This is a genomic window from Micromonospora sp. KC213, from assembly GCF_004348325.1.
Lineage (GTDB): Bacteria > Actinomycetota > Actinomycetes > Mycobacteriales > Micromonosporaceae > Micromonospora.
Genome location: NZ_SMKF01000056.1, coordinates 1 through 16,842 on the forward strand (window position 1 = coordinate 1; position 16,842 = coordinate 16,842).

Sequence of the window (16,842 nt, forward strand, 5' to 3'; positions counted from 1 at the left end):
GGTGACGGTAGGGGTCGTCGGTGACCCGCCCGTCGGCCTCCACCCGGTAGTCGAGCACCTCGCCCGGCAGCACCGCCTCGAAGACGCCGACGTCGTGCACCCGCTTCATCGGGTGTCGTTGCCCGTCGACGATCACGGCGACGTCGCCGGCTCCCCGGCGCATCGCCCGGATGGTGGTCTGCCCGCCGGTGGGGTGGGCGCCGAGCAGGGCGTGCGGGTCGTGCGTCGCACCGGCGATCAGCTGGTCCATCGGATGTCGTCCTTCGCAGCGGGTGCGGTCGGGGCGGTGCCGCCGGACAGGCCGGCGGGCACGTCGGTGACGGTGAGGTCGGCGGGGACGTGGCCGGTCGGCGTCGGTTCGGCCGACGTCGTCGGGCGGCGTACGACGAACACGTGCGCCGGTTGCAGGTACGGGTCGAGCCGGATCGTGCTGCGTTGGCCCCACTCGTAGCTGGCGCCGGTCAGCTCGTCGTGGACGGTGAACCGGTCGTGCCAGTCGAGGCCGATCGCCGGCATGTCGAGGGTGGTGTTGCCCCACTGCACCTCGTGGGAGTCGAACGAGCAGATTACGAGGACCGTGTTGCCGGTGTCCGGGTCGTGCTTGGACCAGCAGAGCAGCGCCGGGTTGTCGATGTCGTGGAAGACCAGGTTGCGCAGCTGGTGCAGGGCCGGGTTCTCCCGGCGTACCCGGTTGAGGGTGGCGATGAACGGGGCCAGGGAACGGCCCTGCGCCGCCGCGCCGGCCCAGTCCCGGGGACGCAGTTCGTACTTCTCGTTGTCGAGGTACTCCTCGGCGCCGGGGCGGGCCACGTGCTCGAACAGTTCGTAGCCGGCGTACATGCCCCAGGACGGGGAGAGCAGCGCGGCCAGCACCGCCCGGATCTTGAACATCGGCGGCCCGCCGTGCTGCAACGACTCGTGCAGGATGTCCGGGGTGTTGGGCCAGAAGTTCGGCCGCATGTAGTCGGCGGCCGCGACCAGTTCCTCGCAGTACTCCCGCATCTCGGCAGCCGTCGTGCGCCAGGTGAAGTAGGTGTACGACTGGGTGAAGCCGATCTTGCCCAGGCCGTGCATGATGGCCGGCCGGGTGAACGCCTCGGCGAGGAACAGCACGTCCGGGTCGACCTTCTTGACCTCCCAGATCAGCCAGTGCCAGAAGTCGAAGGGCTTGGTGTGCGGGTTGTCCACCCGGAAGATCCGGATGCCCTGGCCCACCCAGTGCAGCACCACCCGCAGGATCTCCGCCCGGATGCCCTCGGGGTCGTTGTCGAAGTTGAGTGGGTAGATGTCCTGGTACTTCTTCGGCGGGTTCTCCGCGTAGGCGATGCTGCCGTCGGCGCGGGTGGTGAACCACTCCGGGTGTCGGGTCACCCAGGGGTGGTCCGGCGCGCACTGCAACGCCAGGTCCATCGCCACCTCCAAGCCCTGCTCGGCGGCGGCGGCGACGAAGTCGCGGAAGTCCTCCGGCTCACCGAGGTCGGGGTGGATGGCGTCGTGCCCGCCCTCGGCCGCGCCGATGGCCCACGGCGAACCCACGTCGTCCGGGCCGGCGGTGAGCGAGTTGTTCCGGCCCTTGCGGTTGACCCGGCCGATCGGGTGGATCGGCGGCAGGTAGAGCACGTCGAAGCCCATCGCCGCGACCCCGGGCAGCCGGTCCATCGCGGTGGCGAAGGTGCCGGACCGTGCCGGGGCGTCGACGGTCGCCGGGATCGCCCCCTCGGAGCGGGGAAAGAACTCGTACCAGGCGGAGAAGAGCGCCCGGGGCCGGTCCACCCAGAGCCGGCGCTCCTCGCCGGTGGTGACCAGTTCCCGCACCGGGTGCGCCCAGAGCAGGTCGGCCAGCTCCAGCGCCGGGGCCACCCGCCGGGGCAGCTCCCGCCCGGTGTCGCCCAGCGCCGCGACCGCGGCCCGCACCCGCTCGACGTCGGCTGCCGGAACCAGCTCCCGCGCGGCCTCCAGCACCCGTGCGCCCTCGGCCAGGTCGTTGGCCAGGTCCGCGACGCCCTGTCCGGCGGCCAGCTTCTTCGTGACCGCGTTCTGCCAGGTCAGGTACGGATCCTGGAACGCCTCGACGGTGAAGGTCCACTCGCCGACGGCGTCCGGGCGGATGGTGGCGTGGAAGCGGTCCTGGCCGGGTTCACCGGGACGCATCCGGGTGAACGGGCGCGTCGTGCCGTCCGGGCCTCGCCAGACCACGTTGCAGCCCAGCGCGTCATGACCCTCGCGGTAGGCGCGGGCCGACACCGGCACCACCTCGCCGACGACCGCCTTGGCGGGGTAGCGACCGCAGGCGACGGCGGGGGAGACATCTTCGATGGGGAACCGTCCACTCACCCGCTCAACCTACTGCGCGAGATCGCTTCGCGCTCGGGTCGAGGCCGCTTCTTCTTCCAGGTCGGGCGTTACTGGTCGGTGCTGCCGGCAGGCGGCGACAGCCGGAGACACGTATCATCTGTATTACGTATCAGGGGGGGCAGCGATGAGGTTGAACAGCAAGGGACAGGTGACCATTCCGGCCGAACTGCGTGCCCGGCACAACCTGCACGAGGGCGACGAGGTGGACGTGGTCGAGGAAGGCGGCACCCTGCGGATCGTGCGGGTTGCCGACGCCGAGACCCGTGGGCGACGGCTGGTCCGGCACATGCGCGGACGGGGCAGCGCCCGAGAGGTGGAGACCATGTCGACCGACGAACTGATGGACCTGCTTCGTGGCGAGTGAACGCATCCGGGCCGTCGCCCGCCGGGCGACCGACACGGTCACCACCCTGGTCGACACCAACGTTCTGCTGGACATCCTCACCGAGGATCCACGATGGGCCGACTGGTCGGGTGCGGCGCTGGCCGCCGCCCGTGACGAGGGCGTCCTGGTGATCAACCCGATCGTCTACGCCGAGGTGTCCGTGCGGTTCGCGCGCGTCGAGGAACTCGACGACGCCCTGCCCGCCACGGACTTCCTCCGCGAGGAGCTGCCGTATCCCGCCGGGTTTCTGGCGGGCAAGGCGTACGCGCGGTACCGGTCGCAGGGCGGCGTGAAGCGCTCGCCCATCGCCGACTTCTACATCGGCGCCCATGCCGCGGTGTGTCGATACCGCCTGCTGACACGCGACGGCACCCGCTACCGCACCTACTTCCCCAAGCTGACCCTCATCTCACCCGACACCTGACCGCCGCGCCCGCCGGCCTGGCCCGGCTCGCCGCCACCCTTCACATCGCCTGACGCCTCCCTGGGATCGCCACGCACAGTGCGGCGAGTTGCGGTGTCCGTCCGGCGTGTTACCGCAACTCGCCGCAATCGGCGCAGGTCCAGGCGGGTCCGGGTGAGCGCGCGGTCAGGGCAACAGGGAGCGATAGATGTCGAGGGTGCGGGTGGCGATGGCGTCCCAGGAGAAGTGCTCCACCGCCCGTCGCCGCCCGGCGCGGCCGAACTCCGCCGCGCGCCCCGGATCGGCCAGCAACTCGTTCATCCGGGCCGCCAGGTCGGCCTCGAACCGGGCCGGGTCCAGCGGGCGGCCCGAGCCGTCACCGGCCTGCTCGATCGGGACCAGCAGCCCGGTCTCGCCGTCGGCCACCACCTCCGGAATGCCGCCGGTCGCGGTCGCCACCACCGCGGTCTCGCAGGCCATCGCCTCCAGGTTCACGATGCCCATCGGTTCGTACACCGAGGGGCAGACGAAGATCGTCGCGTGCGTGAGCACCTGGATCACCTCGTGCTTGGGCAGCATCTCGGCCACCCAGACGACCCCGGACCGGCGGGAACGCAGCTCGGTGACCAGCCCCTCCACCTCGGCGGCGATCTCGGGTGTGTCGGGCGCCCCGGCCAGCAGCACCAGTTGGGTGTCGGCCGGCAGTTCCCGGGCGGCGCGCAGCAGGTGGGGCAGCCCCTTCTGCCGGGTGATCCGACCCACGTACACCACGCTCGGTCGGGCCGGGTCGATGCCGAGGCGGTCCACCACGTCGGTGCCCTCATCCGGGGCGTACTGCGCGGTGTCGATGCCGTTGTGGACCACCCGGACCCGGTCCGGGTTCACCTGCGGGTACGCGGCCAGCACGTCCCGGCGCATCCCCTCGCTGACCGCGACGATCGCGTCGGCGGCCTCGTACGCGGTCCGTTCGCACCAGGAGGAGAGCGCGTACCCGCCGCCGAGCTGTTCGGCCTTCCACGGCCGCAGCGGCTCCAGGCTGTGCGCGGTCACCACGTGCGGCACCCCGTGCAGCAGCTTCGCGGTGTGCCCGGCAAGGTTGGCGTACCAGGTGTGGCTGTGCACCACGTCCGTGCCGGCACAGCCCGCCGCCATCTCCAGGTCCACGCCCATGGTCCGCAGCGCGGCGTTCGCGCCGGCCAGGCCGACCGGTTCGGCGTACGCGACGACGCCCGGCTCCGCGCGCGGCGCGCCGAAGCAGTGCACCCGTACGTCGGCGAGCTGGCGCAACTCCCGGGCCAGATACTCGACGTGCACGCCGGCGCCGCCGTACACCTCCGGCGGGTACTCCCGGGTGAGCAGGTCGACGCGCAGCGGTACGAGATCGTTCATGCCCGGCACCTTAGTGCAGAAACACACCCCGTACCGTGGGACAAGTCGGCCCGTAGGAGTGGTGAACTCGCGGTCGGATGGATAGCGTCGGGACATGGCTGCCAAGGTGCTCGCGATCGTCCTGGCTGGCGGAGAGGGCAAGCGCCTGATGCCGCTCACCACGGACCGGGCCAAGCCCGCCGTTCCGTTCGGCGGGATGTACCGCATGGTCGATTTCGTCCTGTCCAACCTGGCGAACGCCGGCTTTCTCAAGATCGTCGTGCTGACCCAGTACAAGTCCCACTCGTTGGACCGGCACATCACCAAGACGTGGCGGATGTCGACCCTGCTCGGCAACTACGTCACGCCGGTGCCGGCGCAGCAGCGCCGTGGCCCGTGGTGGTTCGCCGGTTCCGCCGACGCGATCTACCAGAGCTTCAACCTGATCAACGACGAGCAGCCGGACCACGTGATCGTCTTCGGCGCCGACCACATCTACCGGATGGATCCGCGGCAGATGGTGGACGACCACATCGCCTCCGGCGCCGCGGTGACCGTGGCCGGCATCCGGCAGCCGCTGTCGATGGCCGACCAGTTCGGGGTGATCGAGGTCGGCGAGGACGGCCGGCGGATCCGGGCGTTCCGCGAGAAGCCCACCGACGCGGTCGGCCTGCCCGACGCGCCGGACCAGATCTACGCCTCGATGGGCAACTACGTCTTCAGCACCAAGGCGCTCTGCGAGGCCGTGGAACGCGACGCGGCCGACAAGACCAGCAAGCACGACATGGGCGGCAGCATCATCCCGATGCTGGTGGAGCGGGGCGAGGCCAACGTCTACGACTTCCGGGACAACGAGGTGCCGGGCAGCACCGACCGTGACCGGGGCTACTGGCGCGACGTGGGGACGCTGGACTCCTTCTACGACGCACACATGGATCTGATCAACGTGCACCCGGTGTTCAACCTGTACAACTTCGAGTGGCCCATCTACACCGAGCAGCCGCCGTTCCCGCCCGCGAAGTTCGTCCACCAGTACGGTGAGCGGGTCGGTCGCGCGGTCGCCTCGATGGTCTCGCCCGGCGCGGTCATCTCCGGCTCGCTGGTGGAGAACTCGGTCGTCTCGCCGAAGGTCAAGGTGCACTCCTGGGCGCACGTCGACGGCGCGGTGCTGATGGAGGGCGTGGAGATCGGCCGGCACGCGGTGGTGCGCCGGGCCATCCTCGACAAGAACGTCTTCGTGCCCGAGGGCGCGGAGATCGGCGTCGACCTGGAGAAGGACCGGCAGCGCTACACCGTCTCCGACAACGGCATCGTGGTCATCGGCAAGGGGCAGCGCGTCGAGCCGTGAGCCGCGTGTGACCCGGCGCCCGCCGGGAACCAGTGAACACCACCCCGCACCCGAGGAGGATCCCGCAGTGGCCCACCCGCGCGCCGGACAGCCCGCCGAGCCCGCCGACCTGGTGGACGTGCCCCGGCTGGTCACCGCCTACTACGCCGAGCACCCGGACCCGGACGACCCGGCGCAGCGGGTCTCCTTCGGCACCTCCGGGCACCGCGGGTCCTCGCTCAGGGGCGCCTTCAACTCCGACCACATCGTCGCGGTCACCCAGGCGCTCTGCGACTACCGTCAGCAGCAGGGGGTGGACGGCCCTCTCTTCCTCGCCCGGGACACCCACGCGCTCTCCGCGCCGGCGGCCACCGACGCCCTGGAGGTGCTGGCTGCCAACGGGGTCACCGTGCTGGTGGACAGCCGGGACGGCTACACCCCCACCCCGGCGCTGTCGCACGCCGTGCTCACCCACAACCGGGGACGCACCAGCGGCCGCTGCGACGGGGTGGTGATCACCCCGTCGCACAACCCGCCCGAGGACGGCGGCTTCAAGTACAACCCCACCCACGGCGGCCCGGCCGACACCGACGCGACGAGCTGGATCCAGGACCGCGCCAACGCGATCCTCGCCGCCGGGCTCAAGGAGGTGCGGCGGATCCCGTACGCCCGGGCCCGCACCGCCGACACCACCGGCAAGTACGACTTCCTCGCCCACTACGTCGACGACCTGCCGGCCGCCATCGACATCGAGGCGATCCGCGACACCGGGGTGCGCATCGGCGCCGACCCGATGGGCGGGGCCAGCGTCGCGTACTGGGGGGAGATCGCCGACCGGCACCGCCTCGACCTCACCGTGATCAACCCGACGGTCGACCCGACCTGGCGGTTCATGACCCTCGACGGTGACGGCCGGATCCGGATGGACTGCTCCTCGGCGAACGCGATGGCCTCGCTGATCGCCGCCCGCGCCGACTACCAGGTCTCCACCGGCAACGACGCCGACGCCGACCGGCACGGCATCGTCACCCCCGACGGCGGCCTGATGAACCCCAACCACTACCTGGCGGTCGCGATCGGCCACCTGTTCCGTACCCGGGAGCAGTGGGGTCCGGCGGCGGCCATCGGCAAGACCCTGGTCTCCTCCTCGATGATCGACCGGATCGCGGCCGACCTCGGGCGTCCGCTGCTGGAGGTACCGGTGGGGTTCAAGTGGTTCGTGCCCGGTCTGCTCGACGGCGCGGTTGGCTTCGGCGGTGAGGAGAGCGCCGGCGCGTCCTTCCTGCGTCGCGACGGGAGCACCTGGACCACCGACAAGGACGGCATCCTGCTCTGCCTGCTCGCCGCCGAGATCATCGCCACCACCGGGCGGACCCCCAGCCAGCACTACGCCGAGCTGACCGAGCGCTTCGGCGCCCCGGCATACGCCCGGATCGACGCCCCGGCCGGCCGGGAGCAGAAGGCGGTGCTGGCCAGGCTCTCCCCGGAGCAGGTCACCGCCACCGAACTGGCCGGGGAGCCGATCACCGCCACCCTCACCGCCGCGCCGGGCAACGGCGCGTCCATCGGCGGGCTCAAGGTGACCACCGTGTCGGGCTGGTTCGCCGCCCGGCCCTCGGGCACCGAGGACGTCTACAAGATCTACGCCGAGTCGTTCCAGGGACCGGAACACCTGACCCGCATCCAGTCCGAGGCCAAGGCTCTGGTCGACGGGGTGCTGGCGACGGCCTGAGCACAGCCGTACGACCGCCCGGCCGCAGGGGTGAGGCTCGTCAGTGCGCGGTATCTACTGACGCACCGGAAACCGGCTCGACCGATTGGCCGGCACCCCGGCCCGCCCGTACTGGAGCCCGGAGAGCTGAACGAAGATCTCCCGCTTGGCCACGGCCTCCCCGCGCCTGTTGAGTTCGTAACCGGTCAGCCAGACCCAACCGTGTGACGTGGGGCGTTGGTCGACGGCAACGAGCCGGAACGGGAAACCGCGCTCCCCAACGAACTGGACGGAGGCGCGACGACCGATGGTGAACACATCACCTGGCCGGAGTTGTTGGCGGAGTTGGCAGCATCGGGCGGAGCACCCGCCGGGCGCTGGCCGGGACGATTGCCGGCGAACGGGCAAGGGGCCACCTCCAGAGTCAGGCAGGTCCGGCCACCGATTCTTGATCAGGTAGCCGGACCGCTCACCGAAAGGGCACTAACCGGTTGCCGTCCGAACGGGCCCTCACAGGAAACCTTGCCCTGTCATACTCGTCAGTGTCAAGTCTGATAGCTGTCATATGCGACAGGTTCGGATTGCATAGCGTCGAACCCATGGTCCGCAGGCTGTACGGCAGCGCCGAGCTACAGGAACGCCTGGGGGTGTCCCGCGCCCGCGTCGTGCAGATCATCAGCCGACCCGACTTCCCTGAACCGTTCGACCGGCTGGCCGGGGGAGCGGTGTGGTTGGTGGAGGACGTGGAAGCGTGGATCACCAAGCACCGGCCGCACCAGGCGCGAGACGCCGACCCGGACGAGTGCTGAAACAGCCCGGACCTGTCGACCAGCTCCAGGCCCAGCTCGACGCCGCCCGTGCCGAGCTGGCCAACCGACACCTGGACGACTGACCCGCGTACGGCCCCCGCACCCCCGATTCGAGGCGCGGGGGGCCTCATATGCCTCCGGTGCCCTGCGGTGTGAACGTTCAGACCACAAAAATGCGCGTACGCGGGGGGAGCTGCGCGCCGTGCTCGCCGGGCCTGGCGCTCGTGGGCACCCCTGCCCTCTGTTGGAGGGTGTCGCTCCCTCTCCCCCAAGGAGACGCTGGCCCGTCCCGCGTTGACGCCCCTGCCGAGGCGCGACGTGGCGTCGGTGTCGGGGTTTAGCCGGCCGATGCATCGGCCGGAATGGCTGGGGTGGGCGCGACCGCGGCGGAAGGGGCAGGCACTCGCAGCGGACCGTGCGTCGGCGCGGTGCCGGTGGTGTCAAAAGCGGCTCGCGGTGCCAGGGCTACCCAGGTGCCGGACGAAGAACCGGATCGAGCTGTCGATTTCGAATGATGGGACTCGGAAGTGGCTGCCTGGGTTGGCGTGCAGGGTCTTCTCGGTGGAACCGAGTGCGTCGAACAGCTTCATGACGGAGTCCCGCGGATTGCCTTCATCGTCCCACTGCAGCAGGAACTCGACCGGGATCGTGATCCGCGCCGCGGTGTCGGTGAGCCAGTCGCTTCCGATGAGGCCGAGGACCGCAGCCGTGATCCGAGGTTCGGCCGCAACGAGGCGGATGCCCATCTCACCGGCCTGGGACAGGCCGTAGTACCCGACGGGCTGGCTGTCGCCGACAGAGTCCAGTTTCTGGAGTGCGTCCAGGGTGGTCTGCCAGTCGGGTATGAGCTGCGACGCCACGGTTTCGTTTAGGGCAGGCCACGCCGGGCCGAAGGGCTTGCCCGCAGCCTCTCGTTCCTGGATGAGCGCGACGAGCCGCCGGATCTCCGGGTGCTCCGGCCTGTCACCAGTACCTGGCGCATCGATCGCGGCGACCGCGAAGCCGCAGGAGGTGACGTAGGGGAAGGCCCGGGAGACGACCTCCCATCCTTTCTTGTGCTGGCCGCCGCCGTGCCCGATCAAGACCAGCGGGCGGGGACCGGAGCCCTCGGCGGGCGTCCAGAGCACCCCGGGGATGTCCCCGATCCTGAAGAGCTGTTCGCGGATGCCGTCAGCGACGGTGTCTGAGGTGATGCGCATGGCGGGGATTACATCGGCATTCCCGCTGACGCGGCGAGTCAATTATCCGGGCCGTCCAAGCCGCCCGCTTGCCAGCTCAAGCCGCTTGAGCCGCCTCCGCCTTTCGTGCCTTTGCCGCGTCGCTCCTCCAGGCTCGTCAGTGTCCTACCTGTCCACCGTGGGCAGCTCAGCGCAGTGGGGGCAGCTCGCGGCGGCCGAGTTGCTCCCGCAGCCCGTCCGGGAGCAGCTCCCGCAACTGCTCGGGCAGCAGCGGCAGGTCCAGCAGGCTGAGCTTGAGCTGGTTGCGCTCCTGGTGGCGGCGCGGATCCAGGCGGACCACCAGCCCGGCGTCGCGCTGGTAGCGCACGTGCACCGCGCCCTCGGTGGCGGCGTCGCGGATCACCAGCCCGTCCACCTCCACCGTCACCGGCGCCGAGTCGGGACGCAGCCGCAGGTGGATGGCCTCGTCCGGGGAGAGCACCAGCGAGCGGGAGATGCCGGCCATCGGCGCCGACGGGGTCACCACCACCGCCTGCGTCGCCGGGGAGACCAGCGGCCCGCCCGCCGCGTAGCTGTACGCCGTGGAACCGGTCGGGGTGGCCACGATCAGGGCGTCGCAGCGGTAGTAGCCGTACCGCTGGCCGTCGACGGCGAGGCTGGCGGTGACGAACCCCGCGCCGGGTTGACGGACCAGCGCGACGTCGTTGAAGGCCACCACGTCGTCGCCGCAGACGTCACAGGCCAGGCAGGCGTGCGACTCGACGGTGTAGTCGTGGGCCACCAGCCGGTCCAGCGCCCTCGGCAGGTCCGGCGGCTCCACCTCGACCAGGAAGCCGAGCTTGCCCAGGTGCACCCCGAGCACCGGCTTCGGACGGCGTACCGCCGAGCGCAGGGCACCCAGCATGGTGCCGTCCCCGCCGATGCTGATCAGTGCGTCCGACCGGGCGGCCAGCTCGCCGGCCGGAACGGGCTCCACCGAGGCGGGCACGCGGTGCCGGTCCTCGGCCCGGACGGCGAGGGCCTTGCCGTGCCGGACCGCCCACCGCTCGACGATCCCGACCACCTCGGTGACGTCCCGGGTGGGATGCAGCACCAGACCGAACAGGTACCCCGCCACCGGTACAGCTCACCACACCGCGACGCCAGCCGGCGGGCGTACGGCGCAGGTGCGGCGGCGGTGCCCCACACCGCCGCCGCACCGGTGCTCACCGTCGGGCGAACAGGTGTCTCAGCGACCGGGCCACCAGGTCGTCGCGGGCCGCCGGGGCGAGCCCCTCCAGACCGAAACCGAGGTAGACGGTGTCGGCGGTGACCACCGCCGATCCCTCCTCGAAAGCCTGCTGGCTGCGGCTCCAGTCGTTGGGGTTGGCCGCCGAGCCGGCCGGCGGCCCGGCGACCGTCCAGCCGCCCAGATCAGCCGTCTCGAAGGAGGTCTCGGACACCAACGCCCCGTCGGCGAAGACCCGCGCGTCGTCCAGGAAGACCCCGAGTCCCTGGGTTCCCCAGTCGGAGGCGTAGGTGATCGACAGCTCGACCTTCTTCCCGGCGTACGCCGACAGGTCGACGACGAACTCCTGCCAACCCCCGGAGGCGCCGGTGGCCGCGTTCCAGGTGCCGGTGCTGCCGGTGGGGGAGCAGTCGGCGCCCTGGTAGTGGGCCAGGAACGGGTGCAGCGTCCGCGCCCACCCGGAGGCGCAGCTCTCCCCGGTGACCGTGCCGGTACGCCCGTTGGCGTCGGGCAGCGTGGTCCAGTCGTCGCTGCCCGGCTCGTGCGCCTCGACGAACAGGAAGTCCCAGTTCTGCTCGATGTCGTACGAGGTGAAGAAGCGCAGCTCGCCGCTGCTCTTCCCGGTCAGGTCGACGGTGCGGGTGAGCCGCTTGTACGACTCGTCGGACCGGCCGCTGTAGAGGTACCAGTCACCGGTGCGCGGATCGAACGGCGCCGCGCCCGGCCGCGCCCAGTCCACGACGGCCGAGCTGGCGAACTGCGGGAAGTCCTTCGGTGCCAGGAAGCTCGACGTGCTCAGGAACGAGGCCGTGTGGTCCTGGTTCTGCGCCGAGCCGGCCTCGTTGAGCCGGCCGGAGAACCCGGCGAACGGCCCGTCTGCGCCGCGCAGCGGGTACGGGTCGCCGGCCGGGTCGGTGCCACCGTCACTGACGTAGGTGTACGCCCCCAGGTAGTACTGCTGGAAGTCGTTGAGCAGCGGCAGGCAACTGGTGTCGTCGGGGTCGGTGCACTCCGCGGGCGCGTTCGGCTGGTAGGCGTACGAACCGTTCGCGGCCTGGGCGAAGAGCGCGTACTTGCCGCTGACCAGGAGCTTGCCGCCCTCGTTGAGGTAGTCCCGCACGGCCAGCTCGGTCTCCGCGGCGGCCCGGGCGGCGGTGCCGGCCACCTGGCCGGGGGAGCGCGGGATGACGTCGTCGCCGGTCTCCCAGACCACCGTCCGGTAGTGCGACAGCACACCCAGGTGGTGCGGCGCCTTCCGGCCCATGACGTCGAAGTCGTAGACGTCGCTGCTGCGGCCGGCCTTCGTCAGGGAGGCGGCGATCTCGTCGGCGTACTTGGCGCTGGTGACGCCAGGCTGCGCCGGGCTGAGCCCGGTGACGTCCTCCATCGCGAGGACCAGCACGTCCCCGCCGATGTCGTCGTGCACCCGGTAGGTGAAGCGTTCACTGGCCACCGGGCCCTTGCGCGGCTTGACCCCGGTGAACCAGACCTCGACCCGGTCGCCCGGCTTCGTGCCGGTGACCCGGCCACGCAGTTCGGCGTAGTAGTCGTCGTGGGTGTCGCCGTACCGCTCGCCGCCGCGCCACTCGCCGACGGCGACGGTCTTCGGCCGGCCACCGTTGACCACGTAGTGCATCCGGACGTCCTTCAGCGCCCGCCGGGTGATCGACGCGACCTGCTGGCTGCGCCCGTAGGAGGTGTCGAAGGTGTCCACCACGAAGTCCGGCGTGCTGCGACCCACCACCGACACCGGGTCGTCCGGGTCGGCCGCCGACTTCGCCACCGCCAGGGCGAACGGCAGGTTCTTCGCCACCTCCGCCGAAATCAACTTCTCGTCGTCGGGGAAGATGAAGGAGCTGACACAGTCCTCCGGTCGCCACTGGTCGTCCGGGTCGGACTCGGCCGCCGCCTGGCAGGTGGACATCTCCGGAGTGAAACCCAGGGTGCCGTAGCGCACGGTGGCGTGCGTGTCGGTGTCGCCGTTGGTGGTGTACAGCTCGGCGGAGAGGTCCGGGTCGTAGCCGGGCACCGCCGGGTGGGCGTCGTCACCGGCCATCGTCTCGTAGATGACGTCGTCGGGGGTGGGGGTGTTGGCCTGCCAGCCGACGCCGTAGAGCAGCAGTTGCGCCGCCGAGTGGTAGTTGACGAAGAACTCGAAGCCGACCCGCTTGAAGAGCCGGTCGAGGGCCTTCGTCTCCGGCTCCGAGTTCGGTCCGGCGCCCCGGTAGGTGTCGCTGTTCGGCTCCGGTGAGGAGCCCTCGTCGTCGTACCCCCACTTGTAGGCGAAGTTGCGGTTGAGGTCGACGCCGTCGGCAGTGGTGATCTGCCCGTCCCCGTCGTTGTCGCGCAGGTTCTTGCGCCACAGCCGGTTGCCGGGGGTGAAGGTGTGGTCGTAGCCGTCCGGGTTGGCGACCGGCAGGAACCACAGCTCGGTGTGGTCCACCAGTCGGGTGATCTCCCGGTCGGAGCCGTAGTTGTCCAGCACGTGGTGCAGCAGCCGGCGGGTCATCTCCGGCGTGATCCACTCGCGGGCGTGCTGGGCGCTGCCGTAGAGCACCGCCGGCCGCTTCCCGTCCGGCAGGGTCCGCGCGTTCTTCGTGACCTTCACCGCGAGGATCGGCTTGCCCTGCACGCTGCGGCCGATCGTCTGCAGCTTGGCCAGCTTCGGGTACCGGGCCACGGTCGCGGTGATCTCGTCGCGCAGGCCGCCCGGCTCGCTGTACGACCGGAACGCCGACCAGCCCGCCGCCGCCTGCTCGCGCAGCGCCTGGGAGGCCGGCTTGCCGCGGACCTTCTTCACCTCCAGCTCGACACCCTGGTCGGCGAGGCGGCGCGCCTCCCGTTCGCTGAGCACCGTCTCCACCCGGGCGGCGCCGTCAGAGGTGGTGCCGTGGTGGTCGTGGCCGAGGTCGACACCCGCCGCGCGCAGCTTCGCCAGCTGTGCCGGGTCGAGCGTGCCGACGTACACCTCCAGGCTGTCGCGGCCGTCCGGGTCGGACGAGGGCCGCGCGGTCGCCGGTGCGGTCAGCGCCAGCGCGCCGACCAATGTGAACACGCCGGCGATCGCCAGCCGTGTGCGCTTCATCGCGCTCCCCTCGGGTCAAGGATCTGTGCCGCGAGCCTCGCCGCTGTAGCTGTCCATGTCAATGTCTCGATCGGGTGCTGGGTGGTGCGGGGTCGCGCATCCGACGTCGGAACGTAACTCGGGCCCCGGGGCTGCGTTGAGACCGTGAACGCGGCCGACGGAAGGAACGGGTGATGACACGGGTGATGACGGTGGTCGGGACCCGGCCGGAGATCATTCGGCTGTCCAGGGTGATGGACCGGTTGGACCGTACGGTCCAGCACGTGCTCGTGCATACCGGGCAGAACTGGGACCCGAACCTGTCCGACATCTTCTTCACCGAGTTGCGGCTGCGACAGCCGGACCGGTTTCTGGGTGTCGACACCACCTCGCTGGGCCGGGTGCTCGGTGGTGTGCTGGTCGGCGTCGAGGAGGCGATCGCGGAGTACCGGCCGGACGCCCTTCTCGTTCTGGGCGACACCAACAGCTGCATCGCTGCCTTGATGGCGCGGCGGATGCGGGTGCCGGTCTACCACATGGAGGCCGGTAACCGCTGCTTCGACCTGAACGTGCCGGAGGAGACCAACCGACGGCTGGTCGACCATGTCGCCGACTTCAACCTGGTCTACACCGAGCACGCCCGGCGCAATCTGCTCGCCGAGGGCCTGCATCCCCGCCGGATCCTGCACACCGGCTCGCCGATGCGGGAGGTGCTCGACCATTACCGCGCCGATATCGCCCGCTCCAGTGCCCTGGACCAACTCGAACTCGCGCCCGGAGAGTACTTCGTGGTCAGCGCCCACCGCGAGGAGAACGTCGACCGCCCCGACCGGTTGCGCCGCCTGCTCGACTGCCTTCGGGCGGTTCGCGACGAATGGGGCCTGCCGCTGCTGGTCTCCACCCATCCGCGCACCCGCAAGGCCCTGGAGGCACTCGCGGTCGACGACACCGCGCTGGAGGGCATCGGGTTCCATGAGCCGTTCGGCCTCTTCGACTACGTACACCTGCAGACGAACTCCCGGTGCACGTTGTCGGACAGCGGCACCATCAGCGAGGAGGCCGCAGTCCTCGGCTTCCCGGCGGTGACCCTGCGGGAGTCGATCGAGCGGCCGGAGGCCCTCGACGCCGGCGGGATCATCATGACCGGGCTGGACCCGAGTGGCGTGATCGAGGCGATCCGGGTGGCGGTCGAGCAGGTGGCCGCCGACGGGGTGCCCTGCCCGGCGGACTACCAGGTGCCCGATACCTCCCGCCGGGTCGTCGACTTCATCCTGTCCACGGTCCGCCGGCATCACGCCTGGGCCGGCATCCGGGTTTGACCACGGCTGCCCAGGCTGGCACGACGGACTCCGGCACGGGTGCCGGACACAGGCCGGACTGCCGCCTTCACGGGGAGCGATGTCCTCAACGGACATTCTGCGTTACCGGATGATCGTCGGTTTCGTTGACTGAACGTCCGGACCGAGGCGGGAGGAGTGGAATCCATGCACGCCTCCCGAAGCGAGGCCACTGACCCGTCGCCGTCAACCCTCACCCGTTCGCCCGACCCGCGGCGGGTCCACGGGTCCGTGCGGGACGAGGCGGACGTGGCTGGTGGGCGGCCCCAGCGTCCGGTCTGGCGGCGATTGGCATCCTGGATCACCACGGCCGCTCTGAGCCGGATCGTCAGCGCCGTCACACCGCTCGTGCTGATCCCGGTCCTGTTGTCCTACCTCGGTCCCGACCTCTACGGCCTGTGGGCGGCTGTTCTCGCGGTCAGCGGCATGGTGGCTCTCGTCGACCTCGGTCTCAGCAACGGTCTGATGACCAAGCTCGCGCCCTGCTACGCGACCGGAGACGTCGAGCGGGCGCGCCGGTACATTTCCACCGCCTATGTGGTGGTGTCGGGCACGGCCCTGACGTGCGTCGCCGTCATGTGGTGCTTCGCCTCGTTGATTCCGTGGTCCGACCTGTTCAACGCCGGTGCGAGCGTGCCACCGGGGACGGCGCGGGCGGTCGCGCTGGCCGGACTGACCGGATACCTGTTGAACGTACCCCTCTCCCTGACCTGCCGAGTGCTGTACGCCTACCAGCGGGTCGGGGCCAGTATTATCTGGCAGGCCGCCGGAGGGGCGGCCATCCTGCCGATGGCGCTTCTCGCGATCCACGCCGAGCTTCCGCCTGCGTTGGTGGTGACCAGCAGCGTCAGCGGGATGGTGTTCGTCAACATCGCCAACTTCCTGTGGACGTACGGCTGGCCGATGCGGGAAATGCGGCCGGGCCTGCGATTCGTGGACCGGGCCGCCGCGCGGCGGTTGCTCCGGTTGAGCGGGTTGTTCTTCGTGCTCACGGTTGTCACGACTTTGTCGGACAATGCTGATGGCCTGATCGTCGCCCATGTCGTGGGTCTGTCGAGCCTCGCAGTGTTCGCCGTCGTCGCCAAGCTCTTCAACCAGCTTGGACTCATCGTGACGATGGTCAACCAGCCGCTCTGGCCACTGCACGGGGAAGCGTTGATGCGAGGGCGGGTGGCCTGGGTCCGGCGCACTGTCCGACGGATGACGGTCATCTCCACCTGTGCCGTGCTCGGACCGGCTGTCATCCTGGTGCTGGTCGGCGACCGGCTGTTCGCGGCCTGGCTGCCGGTGGCGGTGGAGAACAGGTGGCTGCTGGTCGGTTTCGGACTGTGGTGGGCCCTGCTCGCCGCGGTGTCGCCACGCCTGATGGTCCAGAATGCCGCTGGCCTCGTGCGCCCGCAGATCATCGGTTACGCGTTGTACTTCGTGGTGTCCGTGCCAGCCAAGATCTACGGGCTGAGAATGTCCGGCGTCGAGGCGGTCCCCTTCGTCGGCGCGGGCGCCTACCTGCTGACGGTCATGCCGGCCGCCCTGTACGGCTACCGCCGAGTGCTGGCCGTCCACGAAGAAGACACCACCAGGAAGGCGGCTCACGCGGACGGTGACCGGACCGGTCACACCGCTGGTCGCGTCGCCGCACACGATTGATTTCACGGAGGCAGGCATGACACGACGAGG

Annotated in this window: 12 protein-coding genes and 1 pseudogene; 7 read left to right on the forward strand and 6 right to left on the reverse strand. The window is 70.4% G+C overall.

What is annotated here, in order from left to right:
• Together E1166_RS13995 and E1166_RS14000 are read right to left on the reverse strand one after the other, a co-directional pair.
• Positions 1 to 250 (reverse strand): annotated as a pseudogene (locus E1166_RS13995) (1,4-alpha-glucan branching enzyme); the annotation flags it as partial.
• Complete coding sequence (locus E1166_RS14000) at positions 238 to 2,334, reverse strand: alpha-1,4-glucan--maltose-1-phosphate maltosyltransferase (protein ID WP_132339087.1); 2,097 nt, start codon at positions 2,332 to 2,334, stop codon at positions 238 to 240. The gene E1166_RS14000 and the pseudogene E1166_RS13995, both read right to left, overlap by 13 nt.
• Positions 2,335 to 2,479: 145 nt before the next feature.
• Here E1166_RS14000 and E1166_RS14005 point away from each other — a divergent pair, with 145 nt between their 5' ends.
• Together E1166_RS14005 and E1166_RS14010 are read left to right on the forward strand one after the other, a co-directional pair.
• Entirely contained in the window at positions 2,480 to 2,719 is a 240-nt protein-coding gene (locus E1166_RS14005) for an AbrB/MazE/SpoVT family DNA-binding domain-containing protein (RefSeq protein ID WP_132263903.1), read from the forward strand.
• Positions 2,709 to 3,164: a type II toxin-antitoxin system VapC family toxin gene (locus tag E1166_RS14010; protein ID WP_132263901.1), complete on the forward strand. Its 456-nt coding sequence runs from the start codon at positions 2,709 to 2,711 to the stop codon at positions 3,162 to 3,164. Before E1166_RS14005 ends, E1166_RS14010 begins: the two co-directional genes overlap by 11 nt.
• Positions 3,165 to 3,329: 165 nt before the next feature.
• On the opposite strand, the gene glgA is transcribed toward E1166_RS14010, so the two are convergent.
• The gene (glgA, locus tag E1166_RS14015; protein ID WP_132339089.1) at positions 3,330 to 4,532 is read right to left on the reverse strand and encodes a glycogen synthase; all 1,203 of its coding nucleotides are present in this window, start codon (positions 4,530 to 4,532) and stop codon (positions 3,330 to 3,332) included.
• 94 nt (positions 4,533 to 4,626) lie between these two features.
• Between glgA and glgC the strand changes: the two genes are divergently transcribed.
• From glgC to E1166_RS14035, 3 genes are all read left to right on the forward strand, one after another.
• Positions 4,627 to 5,859, forward strand: a complete 1,233-nt coding sequence (gene glgC / locus E1166_RS14020; protein ID WP_132263896.1) for a glucose-1-phosphate adenylyltransferase — start codon at positions 4,627 to 4,629, stop codon at positions 5,857 to 5,859.
• A gap of 67 nt (positions 5,860 to 5,926) precedes the next feature.
• The gene (gene pgm / locus E1166_RS14025) at positions 5,927 to 7,570 is read left to right on the forward strand and encodes a phosphoglucomutase (alpha-D-glucose-1,6-bisphosphate-dependent) (protein WP_132339091.1); all 1,644 of its coding nucleotides are present in this window, start codon (positions 5,927 to 5,929) and stop codon (positions 7,568 to 7,570) included.
• A 578-nt stretch (positions 7,571 to 8,148) separates the two neighbouring features.
• A complete protein-coding gene (locus tag E1166_RS14035; protein ID WP_132339095.1) occupies positions 8,149 to 8,358 on the forward strand; it encodes an AlpA family phage regulatory protein in 210 nt (69 codons plus the stop codon).
• A gap of 440 nt (positions 8,359 to 8,798) precedes the next feature.
• Here the strand turns inward: E1166_RS14035 and E1166_RS14040 are convergent, their stop codons facing one another.
• The 3 genes from E1166_RS14040 to E1166_RS14050 form a co-directional block, all read right to left on the reverse strand.
• Positions 8,799 to 9,599, reverse strand: a complete 801-nt coding sequence (locus tag E1166_RS14040) for an alpha/beta hydrolase (protein ID WP_243710340.1) — start codon at positions 9,597 to 9,599, stop codon at positions 8,799 to 8,801.
• Positions 9,600 to 9,723: 124 nt separating this feature from the next.
• Positions 9,724 to 10,653 carry an NAD(+)/NADH kinase gene (locus tag E1166_RS14045; protein ID WP_132339097.1) on the reverse strand — a complete coding sequence of 310 codons (930 nt, stop codon included), beginning with the start codon at positions 10,651 to 10,653 and terminating at the stop codon, positions 9,724 to 9,726.
• An 88-nt stretch (positions 10,654 to 10,741) separates the two neighbouring features.
• On the reverse strand, positions 10,742 to 13,849 hold the full coding sequence (locus E1166_RS14050) for a M14 family metallopeptidase (protein ID WP_132339099.1): 3,108 nt from the start codon (positions 13,847 to 13,849) through the stop codon (positions 10,742 to 10,744).
• 173 nt (positions 13,850 to 14,022) lie between these two features.
• Between E1166_RS14050 and wecB the strand changes: the two genes are divergently transcribed.
• Complete coding sequence (gene wecB, locus E1166_RS14055) at positions 14,023 to 15,147, forward strand: UDP-N-acetylglucosamine 2-epimerase (non-hydrolyzing) (protein WP_132339101.1); 1,125 nt, start codon at positions 14,023 to 14,025, stop codon at positions 15,145 to 15,147.
• Between the two features lie 165 nt (positions 15,148 to 15,312).
• Positions 15,313 to 16,812, forward strand: a complete 1,500-nt coding sequence (locus tag E1166_RS14060) for an oligosaccharide flippase family protein (protein ID WP_132339103.1) — start codon at positions 15,313 to 15,315, stop codon at positions 16,810 to 16,812.
• Positions 16,813 to 16,842: the final 30 nt, after the last annotated feature.

Bases quoted from the DNA above. Each gene is read 5' to 3' on its own strand.
- E1166_RS14050 (WP_132339099.1), bottom strand. From the start codon at position 13,849: ATGAAGCGCACACGGCTGGCGATCGCCGGCGTGTTCACATTGGTCGGC.
- E1166_RS14005 (WP_132263903.1), top strand. From the start codon at position 2,480: ATGAGGTTGAACAGCAAGGGACAGGTGACCATTCCGGCCGAACTGCGT.
- E1166_RS14035 (WP_132339095.1), top strand. From the start codon at position 8,149: ATGGTCCGCAGGCTGTACGGCAGCGCCGAGCTACAGGAACGCCTGGGG.
- glgA (WP_132339089.1), bottom strand. From the start codon at position 4,532: ATGAACGATCTCGTACCGCTGCGCGTCGACCTGCTCACCCGGGAGTAC.
- wecB (WP_132339101.1), top strand. From the start codon at position 14,023: ATGACACGGGTGATGACGGTGGTCGGGACCCGGCCGGAGATCATTCGG.
- glgC (WP_132263896.1), top strand. From the start codon at position 4,627: ATGGCTGCCAAGGTGCTCGCGATCGTCCTGGCTGGCGGAGAGGGCAAG.
- E1166_RS14060 (WP_132339103.1), top strand. From the start codon at position 15,313: ATGCACGCCTCCCGAAGCGAGGCCACTGACCCGTCGCCGTCAACCCTC.